The sequence below is a fragment of the Burkholderia sp. MSMB0856 genome, from assembly GCF_001524645.2.
GTDB lineage: Bacteria > Pseudomonadota > Gammaproteobacteria > Burkholderiales > Burkholderiaceae > Burkholderia > Burkholderia diffusa.
On the sequence record NZ_CP013429.1, the window covers coordinates 293,101 to 306,167 of the forward strand.

Below are 13,067 nucleotides of genomic sequence, written 5' to 3' on the forward strand. Positions count from 1 at the left end.
ATGGACGTTTTCATTCGCCGCCCGGCCCGCGCGACCCGGCACTGCGCCGCGTGCGTGCTGCTGGCCGTCTCCGCGGCCGCAGCCGTATCGCCGGCTTGGGGCCAACTGCGCCAGCCCGACACCGCGCACGTGCCCGACACGTCGACACAGGCGTACAAGCGCGCGGATAGCAAGATGATGGATGCGATGGAGGGCGCGCGTTACACCGGCGACGCCGATCGCGATTTCGTGTCGCATATGGCGCCGCATCACCAGGGGGCGATCGACATGGCGCAGGTCGAGCTGAAGTACGGCAAGGACCCCACGCTGCGGGAACTCGCGACGCGCATCGTCGCCGCGCAGCGCGACGAGATCGCGTTGATGGAGCGCTGGCAGAAGGAACATGGCGCGAAGCCGTGAGTGCGGGCCATCATCACGGCCACCGACATCGGCAGTTGAGCGGCGACGCAACACGTGCGCGCCAAGGCGCGGGCATGACCGACGATGGGCGCCGCAATCGGGCGGGCGAGACCCGGACGTGCGATCCCTAGATCGCAACTAACGGTCAATCGCATTCCCGCCCACGACCCGGATGCGCGCGCGACGCAACGGCGCCGTGTCGCCCGACGCTCATGCATTGACTGCGCTTGCAGCGGGCGGCCGAATCCCGTACCGCGTCATTCCCGCCCCGTCAACGATGCCCACCAGCTTTCACGCTCGGCGTTCCGGTTGCCGACGGCGTTCAGCGAACGTGGAATTTTCAAGCACTTGTCATTTCGATCGCACGGTTGCAGCGTGGGTCAAGCGCTCCGGATGTCGCACGGGCGGGTGCGCAGCGCCGCGGCGGCGCCGGCACCGCGAGGAACGGCACATGCTGCGGGGGCGACGAAGCCCGGCGGTTCCGGGTATCGACTATGGTGCTCTCATGACTTCCAGAACTCGCTCGATCAATCCGTTGTTGAATCTCGCGGTGGCCGTTGCGTGCGGCGCGGCGGCGATGTACTTCCTCGATCCGGCATCCGGCCGGCGGCGCCGCGCGTACGTGCGGGACAAGGCCGCCGCAAGCCGGCACGGCGTGGTCGACTACGCGAATGCGCAGGCCAAGCGCGCGGCCGACCATGCGCGCGGCGCGATCGCGGGACTGCGTGCCGACTGGCTCGCGGGCGACGCGAACGACGCCCAGGTCACCGAACGCGTGCGTGCCGCGCTGGGCCATCTGGTCGGGCATCCGCGCGACGTCGACGTGACCGTCGAGCATGGGCATGTGCGCCTGAGCGGGCAGGTGGACGAAGCGGAACGGCATGCGGTCGTCGACGGTGTGGCCGCGCTGCGCGGCGTGCACACCGTCGAGGACGCGATGGGCGCGCGCAGTGAATACAAGGTGCCGCCCGGCGGCCAGATGCACTGACGCCGCCCTCGGCCGCGCGCCGACGGGCCCGGCAAACGCGGTAAACGACGCACGACACGAATTCGGCGCGCGCGCGGCTGTCTCCACGTCGGCCACGCCGCGCCTCATCCGGAGAACAGCTGATGTCCGATCGCCCGATTTCCGCCACGACGCCTCCGCCATCGGAGCCCGACGCGCACCACGCGCTCGAAAGCTGCTGGGCAGCCTCCACCGCCATGGCTTCCTGCGTTTCGCGAACGAAGTCGTCAGCGCGAATGCGCAGATGGCCGAGACGTTCGTCGACGCGTTCGACAAGCCCGGCATGCAAAGTGGCGTGCAGAATCTCGCCGCGCTGCTGATGGCGCTGTCGCGCATCCCGCCGGAGCAGTTCGGCAGGGCCGTGTTCGCGGCCGCCGATGCACTGCATCACGTCGGCGCGTGGAAGCCGGACGAGCACGAGCACGTCGCGCCCGGCGTGCGCGGCGCGTACCGGCTGCTGCACGACGAAGCGCTGTGGGATGCGCTGACGCCGCTGCTCGAAGCGTTGAAGGTGTTCGCCCAAGGGCTCGCGCGCGCGCCGCACAATCCGGCGAGCCCATCGGTCAGCGAGCGGCCGACCGGCGCGTGACCGTGGCGAGCGTGGGCAGGCCGGGCTGCCCGCAAAGCGCCGAGAGCTGATGCACGATGCGCTGCGTCGGCGTGCTCGCCGGCCAGCGCGCGACCGCGTCGAAGCCGACCCAGCGGCATAGCGCGATCTCGTGGCCGGGGTACGCATGGCGACCGGGCGGCATGCGCGCGACGAAGACGTGATGACGCTTCACGCTGCCGTCCACGAAGAAGAAATACGCGAGCTCGAGATCGGCGAGTCCCGTTTCCTCCTGTAATTCGCGACGCGCGGCGTCGAGCGCCGATTCGCCGCGCCGGATCACGCCGCCCGGCAGCGTCCAGCGCGACGACGAGCGGCGCGCGACCAGCAATACCCGATCATTGCGATGGCACACGATCGTCGCGCGCTCCTTCGCAAGCGGCGCGAGCGGCACCGCGCGCACCGGGAAGTCGGCCGGATCGGGAAGTGTCATGTCCAGCGAGTGACGAGTAAGGGTGCGGTCCATGACCCCATCGAGCAACGGGCGTGCCCGCGCCGCATCGCCGTATCTTCGCGGATGCGACGCGGGCGACCCGATGCACACGCTGCGAATACGCCGGTGCCGCTCAGCGTTTGGCCGGTGGGACGTTGCCCGGCGCCGCCGCCGCGCTGTCGCGCGGCGCGCCTGCGCCGAGTTCGGCTCCCGTCACCGGATCGCAGCGCGGGTCGGACGCGAGTCGCCGCGCCATCGCTTCGAGCGCCTGCGACTGCTGCGGCTCCACTGCACCCTTCGCGGCGCCGTCGCCGCCGTCGACGGCCGGCTCGCCGCGCCGAACCGCGAGCGAGTCGCCGCGATTCCACGGGCCCGGCACCGGCTCGCCATCCTGCATCCGGAAGTACACGCGGTCGAACGGGGGCTTCGGCGGAAGCTTGCCCGGCGGGAAATTGCCGGTGATCGCGTACAGCGCCTTCTCGAACGACACCTGGTGCGAGACCTCGCGCGTCATCAGGAAACCCAGTGCGTCGCGGATGCCCGGATCGTCCGTCACGTTGATGAGCCGCTCGTAGATGATCTTCGCGCGCGCTTCGGCCGCGATGTTCGAGCGCAGGTCGGCCGTCGGTTCGCCGATCGTGTCGATGTACGCGGCCGACCACGGCACGCCGCCCGAATTGGTCAGCGGCGCGCCTGAGCCGTACAGCACCTGCGTCACGTGACTGTCGTTACCCGCGCCGTGCAGCTTGCGGTAGAGCTCGGCCTGTTCGTCGACGGCTTCGGCGAGCTCGCCCTTCGCGCCCCGGTTCAGCATCGCGGCCATCGAGCCGATGACTTCGAGATGGCTCAGTTCCTCGGTCGCGATGTCGAGCAGCATGTCCTTGCGGCCGGGATCCTCTTCGGTGATCGCCTGCGTGAAATAGCGCATCGCGGCGGCGAGTTCGCCCTGGGGGCCGCCGAACTGTTCCAGCAGCAGGTTGGCGAGCCCCGGATTCGGCGCACCGACGCGCACCGTGTACTGAAGCCGTGCGTTGTGGATGAACATGAAACCTCCGTGTTGAGAAATGAACGACACCTGCGACGGAGGCCGAGCACGAGGCGCGCCCGCGGTGGTGCGGCGAAGCGAGGCCGACGTTGCGCACGCTTCGGGGATGCTCGCGGGCGCATGGCGACATTGCTGCCGTACATGGGTCATGTCGGGCGCGACGCGCGCGCCCGCGATTTTTCAACGCGTTGTCATTTCTGCGCGGCCGGACGGCATGGACGATGCCCGGCTAGCGCGTGTCGCGGCGTGCTGGCGTGCGCCGTGCTGACGCGTCGGGCAACGGCGCTGGCCGGCGCTCATCGGGCGCTTGTGGCTTGCCTTCTGCGGGATCGCGCGCGCTGCGTGGCGGCGGCGTGTCCGTGCCGCGTCGCTTGCCTTCCGGGCCAGGCGTGCTGTCGCCGCGGTCCTGTCCTTGCGAATCGGTGTCGAGCGAAGACGATCGTTTCATCGGGTTGCCTGTCATGGTGATCGGATTGCGATTGCCACGCATCGCTCGTGCCGGCTGCATCCGGCAAGCTGCGTGAGCGCCGGGCGCGCCGCTTGCTTGCCTGCGCGTTTGAGGCCGGCGCGTGCAATACCGCACGCGGACGCTGCCCGGAGCGATATTTCATGCCCGATGCGACCCTGTTCCCGATGCCCGTCCATGAGCGATTGCGCGTCGCGTTCCGGCGCACGTTCATGGCGGGACGATACGGCAGTCGGACGGGGCCGGTACGTTTTTCGACGCTGTGTCCGGCACCGGACGCGGCATGGGCCATGGCCGGCGCATCGGCCGCGTTTGCGCGCCCGACCGTCTACCGCGCGGGCGACGGCAACGCCGACGCGGCCAACGGCGGCAGCGTCGGGCAACGTCGCCACGACGAGCGAGACACCGATGCACCGGGCGGCGGCGGAGGCGACGGTCATCCGCGCGACGATCGCGGCGGCCGCACCGGCGGCGATGGCGATGGCGACAATGGCGAAGGCGCGCGCAAGCGGCCCGGCAGGAAGCCGCTGATCATCCTCGGCGCGGTGCTGTTCGTGCTGGTGATCGCGGGGATCGTCTGGTGGCTCGCGACGCGCGACCAGGTAAGCACCGACGATGCGTACACCGACGGCAATGCGGTGGCCATAGCGCCCCACGTCTCCGGTTACGTGACGCGGCTCGCGGTCGACGACAACACATACGTGCATCGCGGCGACGTGCTGCTCGAGATCGATCCGCGCGACTATCGCGCACAGGTCGACGCGGCGCGCGCGCAGCTCGGACTGGCACAGGCCCAGCTCGATGCATCGCGCGTGCAGCTCGACATCGCGCATGTCCAGTTTCCGGCGCAGTACCGGCAGGCCCGCGCACAGATCGAATCGGCGGAAGCCGCGTACCGTCAGGCGCTCGCCGCGCAGGAACGGCAACGCGCGGTCGATGCGCGTGCGACGTCGCAGCAGGCGATCGACGCGGCCGACGCGCAGCGTGCGAGCGCCGATGCGAACGTCGCGATGGCCCAGGCGCAGGCGCGTACCGCGAGCCTCGTGCCGCAACAGATCCGGCAAGCCGAAACGGCCGTCGAGGAGCGCCGCCAGCAGGTGCTCCAGGCGCGTGCGCAACTCGACACGGCCGACCTGAATCTGTCGTACTGCGAACTGCGAGCATCGTCCGACGGCTGGGTCACGCGCAGGAACGTGCAACTGGGCTCATACCTGCAGGCGGGTACGTCGATCTTTTCGATCGTCACGCCGCGTGTCTGGATCACCGCGAACTTCAAGGAGTCGCAACTGGAGCGGATGCGTATCGGCGATCGCGTCGACGTGTCGGTCGACGCGTATCCCGATCTCGATCTGCACGGCCACGTCGACAGCATCCAGCTCGGCAGCGGCGCGCATTTCTCCGCATTCCCGGCCGAGAATGCGACCGGCAACTTCGTGAAGATCGTGCAGCGCGTGCCCGTGAAGATCGTCCTCGACGGTCCGCCGCCGCGCAATCCGCCGCTCGGTCTCGGCTTGTCGGCCGAACCGACCGTGCACCTGAAATGACCGGCCGCCGCGCGATGGCCCGCCATCACCGGAGCGATCCGATGCACGACATCCGTCCGCCTGCCTCGTCACGCGGGGCCCATCGATGAACCGGCCGCCCGACCGGCCGGCATCGTCCGGCGGTGGTGCATGGCGGCCGGCCGCGAACCCGTGGGTCGTCGCGATCGTCGTCACGCTCGCCGCATTCATGGAAGTGCTCGACACGACGATCGTGAACGTCGCGCTGCCGCATATCGCCGGCACGATGTCCGCGAGTTACGACGAGGCGACCTGGACGCTCACGTCGTATCTCGTCGCGAACGGCATCGTGCTGCCGATTTCGGGGTTCTTCGGGCGGCTGCTCGGCCGCAAGCGCTACTTCGTGCTGTGTATCGCCGCATTCACCGTATGCTCGTTCCTGTGCGGCGTCGCGACCAATCTCGGCGAACTGATCGTGTTCCGCGTGCTGCAGGGGCTGTTCGGCGGCGGGCTGCAGCCGAACCAGCAATCGATCATCCTCGACACGTTTCCTCCCGAACAGCGCAACCGCGCGTTCTCGATCTCGGCGATCGCGATCGTCGTCGCGCCGGTGCTCGGGCCGACACTCGGCGGCTGGATCACCGATCATTTCTCATGGCGTTGGGTGTTCCTGCTCAACGTGCCGATCGGCGCGTTGACCGTGCTCGCGGTGATGCAGCTCGTCGAGGATCCGCCGTGGCGTCGTGGTGCCGAGCGCGGCATTTCCGTCGACTACATCGGCATCGGGCTGATCGCGATCGGGCTCGGCTGCCTGCAGGTCATGCTCGACCGTGGCGAAGACGACGACTGGTTCGGCTCGAACTTCATCCGCATCTTCGCGGCGCTGTCCGCACTCGGGTTGGTCGGCGCGACGATGTGGCTGCTGCGAGCGAGGAAACCGGTGGTCGACCTGTCGTGCCTGCGCGACCGCAATTTCGCACTCGGCTGCGTGACGATCGCGACGTTCGCGGCCGTGCTGTACGGCAGCGCGGTGATCGTGCCGCAGCTCGCGCAGCAGCATCTCGGCTACACGGCGACACTCGCGGGCCTCGTGCTGTCGCCCGGCGCGCTGCTGATCACGATGGAAATCCCGATCGTGAGCCGCCTGATGCCGCACGTGCAGACGCGCTATCTGGTCGGCTTCGGTTTCGTACTGCTGTCGGGCGCGCTGATCTATTCGCGGATGCTGGTGCCGGACATCGACTACAAGCACCTGACGATGATCCGCTGCGCGCAGTCGCTCGCGATCGGCTTCATGTTCGTGCCGATCACGACGCTCGCGTATCTGACCGTGCCGCAGCGGCTCAACGACGACGCGTCCGCGCTGTTCACGATGTTCCGCAACGTCGCGGGCTCCATCGGCATCTCGGTGTCGACCGCGCTGATCCGGGAGCGCACGCAGGCGCGCTTGGCGCACCTGGCCACACATATGTCGCCGCTGTCGCAGAACTTTCAGGAGACGCTGCAAGAGCATGCCCGCACGATCGGCGCGCTGTCGGGCGCGCCGCCGCCGGCCGCGCTCCAGACCGCCACCGGCCGGCTGTACGAAACGTTCATCTCGCAGGCGACGATCCTCGCGTATATCGACGTGTTCGCGATCCTCGCGGTGTTCTGCGCGTTCAGCATTCCGCTGACGTTCCTGTTCTCGCCGGTGAAGGCCGCACGCGGCGCGGGAGGGCATTGACGATGACGAAGCATCGACCGCGCGGTCGCCGCCGACGTTCGCCGCAAGCGCGTGGTATCGCCGCGGTGCTCGCGGCCTGCGCGGCACTCGTGGGCTGCACCGTCGGGCCGGACTTCAAGCCGCCGCACGCAGAGGTGCCGGCGAACTGGCACGACCAGCAGGCGCCTGCATCGGCCGCTTCAGGCGTGTCGGCGGCATCGGCGCCCGGCGCATCCGCGCCGTCGTCGCCGGTGACCGGCGCCGATCCCGACCCACGCTGGTGGCGTGCGTTCGGCGATCCGCTGCTCGACCGGCTCGTCGAGCGCGCCGCGCATGACAACCTCGGCGTGCAGGCCGCCGTGCTGCGCATCGCGCAGGCGCGGGCGCAGGTGCGCGCGGCCGCCGCGCAGGGCTTGCCCAACGTGCGCGCGAGCGCGAGCTACCAGCGCGAGCAGTTGGGCCTGAAAGGCATCATCGAGGAACAGGGCATCGACCAGCGCATCGACCGCCTCGGCGCGCCGGGTTCGCCGCTCGACCGGGACGGTCCGGGCACCGGCGCGAGCGTGCAGCAGGGCGCACGGGGCGCGATCGATGCCCTCGAGGCGCCGGTCAACCTGTGGCAGGCCGGATTCGACGCATCGTGGGAACTCGACCTGTTCGGGCGGGTGCGCCGCTCGGTCGAATCGGCCGACGCGCAGGCAAGCGCCGCGGTCGCGAGCCGCGACGACGCGCTGCTGTCGCTCGAGGCGGAAGTCGCTCAGACTTATCTGCAACTGCGCGGTGCCGAAGCGCAGCGCGCGCTGGCCGACGAGCTCCAACGCGCGCAGCGCGACCTGCTCGACCTTACGCGCGAGCAGGCCGCGCACGGCCTTGCGAGCGACCTCGACGTACGCAGCGCCGACGCGCGACTCGCGCAGATCCGCGCGCAGTTGCCGCAGTTCGACCAGCAGATCGCGCTGCTGCGCAATGGCCTCGCGTATCTGGTCGGAGGGCCGCCGGGTGCGCTCGACGACTGGCTCGACGTGCCGCGCGCATTGCCGGGCGTGCCGCCCGCCGTGCCGGTCGGATTGCCGTCGACGCTCGCGCGCCGGCGGCCCGATATCCGTCGCGCGGAAGCCGACCTGCATGCGGCGACCGCCGATGTCGGCGTCGCCGTCGCGCAGTTCTATCCGGACATCTCCCTGACGGGGCAGGTCGGCCTGCGTGCGTCGCACGTTCGCGAACTCGCGCACTGGTCCCATCTGTTCTATGCGTTCGGGCCGGCTGTGTCGCTGCCGATTTTTGCGGGTGGGCAACTGGTGTCGAACCTGCGGCTGTCGCAGGCTCGGCAGGCCGAAGCGGCGCTTGCGTACCGGCAGGCGGTGCTCGTCGCATTGCGCGACGTCGACAATGCGCTGGCCGTATATCGCACCGACCAGGCGCGCGCGTCCGCGCTCGACGATGCGGAGAAGGCCGAGCGGAGCGCGCTGGAACTCGCGCGCGATCGTTACCGGAAGGGGTTGTCGCCGTTTCTCGACGTGCTCGACGCCGAGCGGCAATGGTCGGAGGGGCGGCAGCAGGCGGTGCAGGGCGCGTTGCAGACGACGACCGATCTGGTCGCGCTCTACAAGGCGCTGGGTGGCGGATGGCAGACGGCCGGCCCGGCGCCGGAAGCGGCTACGCTCGGGGCGACATCGCCGCCGGCGCAGACGGCCCACGCACCTTGGTCGCGATGAAGCGGCCGGTGCGCGACATCGCGCTTACCGGCACGCACGCGAAAACAGCAGCGAATCGGCGTCGTTGAAGCGAATCCGCACAGGATCGGCATACCCGGCCTTCTGCGCGACGCGGATCGACGCGACGTTGGTCGGCGCGATCAGGCACACGCTGCGCTCGAACCGGTGCTGCGCATCGAGCCAGCCGAGCGCATGCGACAACGCCTCGGTCGCGTAGCCCTTGCCGTGCGCCCAGCTCGCGAGCGCCCAGCCGGCTTCCGGCACGCCGCGAATCGACGGCTCGACCGCGCGATGGAAGTCGGCGAAACCGAGATCGCCGACGTAGCGGCCCGACGTCTTCTCGCGAATCGCCCAGTAGCCATAGCCGAGCAGCGGCCACAGCCCGCGATACGCGAGCAGCCGCATCCACGAATCGCGCGGCGCCGACGGCTTGCCGTTGAAGATGTGCGCGACGACGGTCGGCTCGGCCCACATCGCGGCGAGCGCGTCGAAGTCGCCGAGCGGGTGGCCTTCGAGAATCAGGCGGGGGGTGTCGAGAACCGGCGGGGACGTGACGGGCGGCAGGGCGCTGAATGTCATCGGGCGTTCCATGAGGAAAGGAAGGCGGCGCGGTGCGTCGCGCTTGGGCCCCGTACGATACCGCGGAAACCGCGGCGCGGCCGCAAATCCCCGGGTGCGGCGGGGAATGCGATCGCATCGTCCGGCTTGCCGTCGTCCGATGATTGCGGCACGGGCTGGCGGCCGCGTGGCGGCATCGCGCCCGTGCCGGGCGGTTTCTACTTGCGGCTTTTCAGGAAACTGCGCCCGTGCGCGGTGATCGACGCACCGGATCGGCCGTTCGCGGCATGGCTGACGAAGCCCGCGCCGACGAGTTCCTGTTCGACCGACCAGCCAAGCGCCGGCGCATCGCGGCCGTAGCGCACATCGGCGAGGCGCTCGAGCGCCCAGATCGCGGAGGCCGACAGGTGGGGGGTATTGGACGTGACGTTGTCGTTCATCGCTTCCTCGGAGAGTGGTGATTCAGGGTGAACGGCACGAGGCCGTGGGATCGGGCGACGCAGCGTCAGCCCGCCTGCAGCAACGGCAGCAACGCCTGGAGCGCGGCGTCCTCGTCGGGGCCGGTGGCGAGCACCTGCGCGGACGTGCCGCCATGCATCTGTAGTGCCGCGATGGCCGTCGCGTCCTTCGCGCTGCCGCTGAGCCCGTTGGCGAGCAGCAGGATGTCGCTTTCGAAGCGGTGTGCCGCCGCGACGATCGCGTCACGCGCCGCCATCGCACGGTTGCGGTTCCAGGCGGGGCCGATTTCAACGTAGACGACGGTTGCCACGATGCGGATCAGCCTTGGGGAAAGTTGCCGGAATGCCGTGCAACGGCCGGCCGGCGCCACGGCAGGACCGCGCTGAGCGCGGTTTCCCGACGGGGCGCCGGGTGTTGTACATCAGGCATCGGTGCATCATTCATCTCGAACATGTCGACATCCTCAGCGAAACCGCCATCAAGTCCGGCGAACGATCGAAAGTTGACGATTATAATACGGCAACGTGTTTATGTGTATTGCATTATAATGTCGTGTGCGCGACGCGCTGCCCGGTCGATTTTTCGACGTGGCCGTACGGCGCGCGGTCCGGCCACGCGCCTGCGTGTCCGGTATTTTTTTATCGATTGACCTGAACTCCCACCGAATGGAAGCTGCAATGAACGCCGCCCCCGCCTGCCCGCAATGCGCGATGGAAAACACCTACCCGGATGGCACGCTGACCGTGTGCGCGGACTGCGGCCATGAATGGTCGGCCGGCGCCGGCGCCGAAGCGGGCGACGAACCGGCGGGCGACGTCGTCAAGGACGCGAATGGCAACGTGCTGTCGGACGGCGATTCGGTCGTGCTGATCAAGGACTTGCGCGTGAAGGGTTCGTCGATCACGCTGAAGATGGGCACCAAGGTGAAGAGCATCCGTCTCGTCGGCGGCGATCACGAAGTCGATTGCAAGACCGACATGGGCGGCTTCATGCTGAAGGCCTGCTACCTGAAGAAGGTATGACCGCACGCGGTACGAGCGACTCTCCGATCAACCGGGCCTGTCGAGCATGAGCGAGGATCGAATTTCCTATGATGCGTTCCTGCAGTTCCTGGCGGCGCCGTTGAACGACGGCCGTCCGTTCGTGCTCGAGACCAAGCACGCGGTGTCGCTGCACTTCGACCACTTCGGCACGCAAAGCTTCATGTCGCTGAAGGATCCGGTGAGGCTCGAACTCGGCTATACGCGCGTGATGATGGGTTTCCTGCTGCTGCAGCCGGCGCCCGCGCGTATCTGCATGATCGGGCTCGGCGGTGGATCGCTGGCGAAGTACTGCTATCGGCATTTGCCCGACACGGCGATCGACGCGGTCGAGATTAATCCCGACGTGATCGCGCTGCGCGACGTGTTCAGGATTCCAGAAGACGACGCGCGCTTCGCGGTGATCTGCGCGGACGGCGCCGACTACGTCGAACGGCCGGACGTCCAGGCGGACGTCATCCTGCACGACGCATTCGTCGCCGACGGCATGCCGGGCCGCTGCACGGGCACTGCGTTTCTCGATGCGTGCCGTGCGCGGCTGAGCGAAACGGGCGTGCTCGCGATCAACTTCATGGACGATGATCCGGCGTTGCCGCGGCATCTCGAGCAACTGCGCGCGGTGTTCGACGATTCGTGTGCGCTGGTGCCGTGCGGCGACGACAACAACTTCATTGCGTTCGCGTGGAAGAACGGCAACCCGCTGCCGTCGCTGCGCATCCTGCTCGAGCGCGCGCTGGGATTCGGCTCGGCGGGCGCGCTCAAGCTGTCGTCCACCGCTCGGCGCATGAAGGCAGGGGAGCGCATCGATCCCGCGCGGCTCGTCTGGCGCGCGCGCGAACATTCACGATGGGAAATCTGCGCCTGACGGCGCCGCAGGTTTGACCGCGCCTACTTCATCCCTTACTTCACTCGCTTGCCGAGCGCGCTCTTGGTCTTGTACGTGACGCCGTGTTTGTCGAGATACTCGCGGATCAACTGACGCACGACTTGCGACGGTGTGAGGTCCTGCTCCGCGCAGAGCATTTCGAATGCTTCTTTCTTGGCGGGATCGATCAGGACGGTCAGGCGGGCGGTTTTCGTTTCCATCGGGATGGCAGGGGTGGTCGATATGTTAATCAAATTATAATCCATCCGCTTTCGGCGCCATGTCCGGGTGTGTCATGCACGGGTCGTGCACCGGTTCAACGCCGGTGTACAAGCCGCGTGATCGGTTACGATGCCGGTCGCCGGTGCGAGGCGGCCGCGCGGGCCGCACGCCCGGCAGCCTCGAATTGCTCGAATCATATGGCAAAGATGATAACAAGATTATCATGCGCTGTTGGTTGTATTGGGCTTTAAGTACAATATCGACCGGGGCTGCCGGCTCCGGCTTGCTCGAGCGGCTCCGTCGTCCGCGCGGCCGATGATCCGGCTGCTTCCGTTTCCACGCGGCGTGCGTGCACCGTTACTGCGGCGCTGCCCGGTCGTCACTTAGCCTTTACTGCACAGCCCACTTCGCTATTCGCCTCATGACCCCGATCAAGTTCGTTCTCCGCTACACGGCGATTCCTTTCGCAGCCATCGTGGCCGTCGTGATGTGGGCGGTCGTGCCGTCGTCGAAAGAGGTCGACGCACGCCAATATGCGGCGCTGTCGCGCGGATACGCGAGCTTTCCGCTACCGTTTCGACATGAAATCGCGGAAGCGATGGAGCAGGGCCGTATCAGCGACCGGCGTTACCAAACGCTCGTACGCGATTCGCTGGGTAATGGCGTGGCGCTGGACTGGCCGGCGTCGGGCGTTGCCGACGTCGCTGCCGAGCGGCAAAGACTGGCAGCACTGCTGAAGGCCGATTCCGGCCTGGAGGAACATCAACAATGAAGATTGCGCTGGTTTCGGTGGCTTTCGTGATGATTATCGGAAGCCTGGTTTTCGCGCTGTATTTCATGAATCACGACCGGGGCGGCAGCAAGCGGATGGCGTGGTCGCTCGCGGCGCGCGTTGGGCTGTCGATCACGCTGTTCCTGTCGCTGCTGATCGCATACCGGCTCGGGTGGATCGAGCCGACCGGGCTGCCGATCGGGCGGTGATGCGCGGCATTCGACCTCGCCGCCGCAGCACACGAGCTATCGCCGGCTGAAGGATCGCCACTGGCAT

General features: G+C 68.1%; 15 protein-coding genes and 1 pseudogene. 10 read left to right on the forward strand and 6 right to left on the reverse strand.

Annotated elements, in window-relative coordinates; all coding sequences use genetic code 11:
- The 3 genes and pseudogenes from copM (at position 1) to WS87_RS30020 (ending at position 1,994) form a co-directional block, all read left to right on the forward strand.
- Complete coding sequence (gene copM / locus WS87_RS30010) at positions 1–399, forward strand: CopM family metallochaperone (protein WP_059816912.1); 399 nt, start codon at positions 1–3, stop codon at positions 397–399.
- A gap of 505 nt (positions 400–904) precedes the next feature.
- Positions 905–1,387, forward strand: coding sequence for a BON domain-containing protein (locus WS87_RS30015; protein ID WP_059816910.1), 483 nt, complete (start codon positions 905–907; stop codon positions 1,385–1,387).
- Positions 1,388–1,509: 122 nt separating this feature from the next.
- Positions 1,510–1,994 (forward strand): annotated as a pseudogene (locus tag WS87_RS30020) (DUF1641 domain-containing protein).
- Here WS87_RS30020 and WS87_RS30025 read toward each other — a convergent pair.
- A complete protein-coding gene (locus WS87_RS30025; RefSeq protein WP_059816909.1) occupies positions 1,969–2,445 on the reverse strand; it encodes an NUDIX hydrolase in 477 nt (158 codons plus the stop codon). The pseudogene WS87_RS30020 and the gene WS87_RS30025 sit on opposite strands and share 26 nt — an antisense overlap.
- A 133-nt stretch (positions 2,446–2,578) precedes the next feature.
- Positions 2,579–3,490 (reverse strand): manganese catalase family protein, encoded by a 912-nt coding sequence (locus WS87_RS30030; protein WP_059816907.1) that lies wholly within the window; start codon positions 3,488–3,490, stop codon positions 2,579–2,581.
- 609 nt (positions 3,491–4,099) lie between these two features.
- Here WS87_RS30030 and WS87_RS30040 point away from each other — a divergent pair.
- The 3 genes from WS87_RS30040 to WS87_RS30050 all read left to right on the forward strand — a co-directional run bounded on the left by WS87_RS30040 (position 4,100) and on the right by WS87_RS30050 (position 8,875).
- Positions 4,100–5,500 (forward strand): HlyD family secretion protein, encoded by a 1,401-nt coding sequence (locus WS87_RS30040; protein ID WP_059816905.1) that lies wholly within the window; start codon positions 4,100–4,102, stop codon positions 5,498–5,500.
- 85 nt (positions 5,501–5,585) lie between these two features.
- Positions 5,586–7,181 carry a DHA2 family efflux MFS transporter permease subunit gene (locus WS87_RS30045; protein WP_059816903.1) on the forward strand — a complete coding sequence of 532 codons (1,596 nt, stop codon included), beginning with the start codon at positions 5,586–5,588 and terminating at the stop codon, positions 7,179–7,181.
- Between the two features lie 2 nt (positions 7,182–7,183).
- The gene (locus WS87_RS30050) at positions 7,184–8,875 is read left to right on the forward strand and encodes an efflux transporter outer membrane subunit (RefSeq protein ID WP_059816901.1); all 1,692 of its coding nucleotides are present in this window, start codon (positions 7,184–7,186) and stop codon (positions 8,873–8,875) included.
- 24 nt (positions 8,876–8,899) lie between these two features.
- Here the strand turns inward: WS87_RS30050 and WS87_RS30055 are convergent, their stop codons facing one another.
- The 3 genes from WS87_RS30055 to WS87_RS30065 all read right to left on the reverse strand — a co-directional run bounded on the left by WS87_RS30055 (position 8,900) and on the right by WS87_RS30065 (position 10,202).
- Complete coding sequence (locus tag WS87_RS30055) at positions 8,900–9,454, reverse strand: GNAT family N-acetyltransferase (protein WP_236873298.1); 555 nt, start codon at positions 9,452–9,454, stop codon at positions 8,900–8,902.
- Positions 9,455–9,651: 197 nt separating this feature from the next.
- Positions 9,652–9,873, reverse strand: coding sequence for a hypothetical protein (locus WS87_RS30060; RefSeq protein WP_059816895.1), 222 nt, complete (start codon positions 9,871–9,873; stop codon positions 9,652–9,654).
- Between the two features lie 65 nt (positions 9,874–9,938).
- Entirely contained in the window at positions 9,939–10,202 is a 264-nt protein-coding gene (locus tag WS87_RS30065; protein ID WP_059816892.1) for an HPr family phosphocarrier protein, read from the reverse strand.
- Positions 10,203–10,569: 367 nt separating this feature from the next.
- Between WS87_RS30065 and WS87_RS30070 the strand changes: the two genes are divergently transcribed.
- Both WS87_RS30070 and WS87_RS30075 read left to right on the forward strand, forming a co-directional pair.
- Complete coding sequence (locus tag WS87_RS30070) at positions 10,570–10,914, forward strand: zinc ribbon domain-containing protein YjdM (protein ID WP_031401187.1); 345 nt, start codon at positions 10,570–10,572, stop codon at positions 10,912–10,914.
- Positions 10,915–10,960: 46 nt separating this feature from the next.
- A complete protein-coding gene (locus WS87_RS30075) occupies positions 10,961–11,797 on the forward strand; it encodes a hypothetical protein (protein ID WP_059693000.1) in 837 nt (278 codons plus the stop codon).
- 35 nt (positions 11,798–11,832) lie between these two features.
- Here WS87_RS30075 and WS87_RS30080 read toward each other — a convergent pair whose 3' ends face one another.
- Entirely contained in the window at positions 11,833–12,018 is a 186-nt protein-coding gene (locus WS87_RS30080) for a ribbon-helix-helix protein, CopG family (protein WP_059452402.1), read from the reverse strand.
- 422 nt (positions 12,019–12,440) lie between these two features.
- Between WS87_RS30080 and WS87_RS30085 the strand changes: the two genes are divergently transcribed.
- Together WS87_RS30085 and WS87_RS30090 are read left to right on the forward strand one after the other, a co-directional pair.
- A complete protein-coding gene (locus WS87_RS30085; RefSeq protein ID WP_059536789.1) occupies positions 12,441–12,791 on the forward strand; it encodes a hypothetical protein in 351 nt (116 codons plus the stop codon).
- Positions 12,788–13,000, forward strand: coding sequence for a DUF2909 domain-containing protein (locus WS87_RS30090; RefSeq protein WP_059511443.1), 213 nt, complete (start codon positions 12,788–12,790; stop codon positions 12,998–13,000). The genes WS87_RS30085 and WS87_RS30090 overlap by 4 nt, the downstream gene beginning before the upstream one ends.
- Positions 13,001–13,067: the final 67 nt, after the last annotated feature.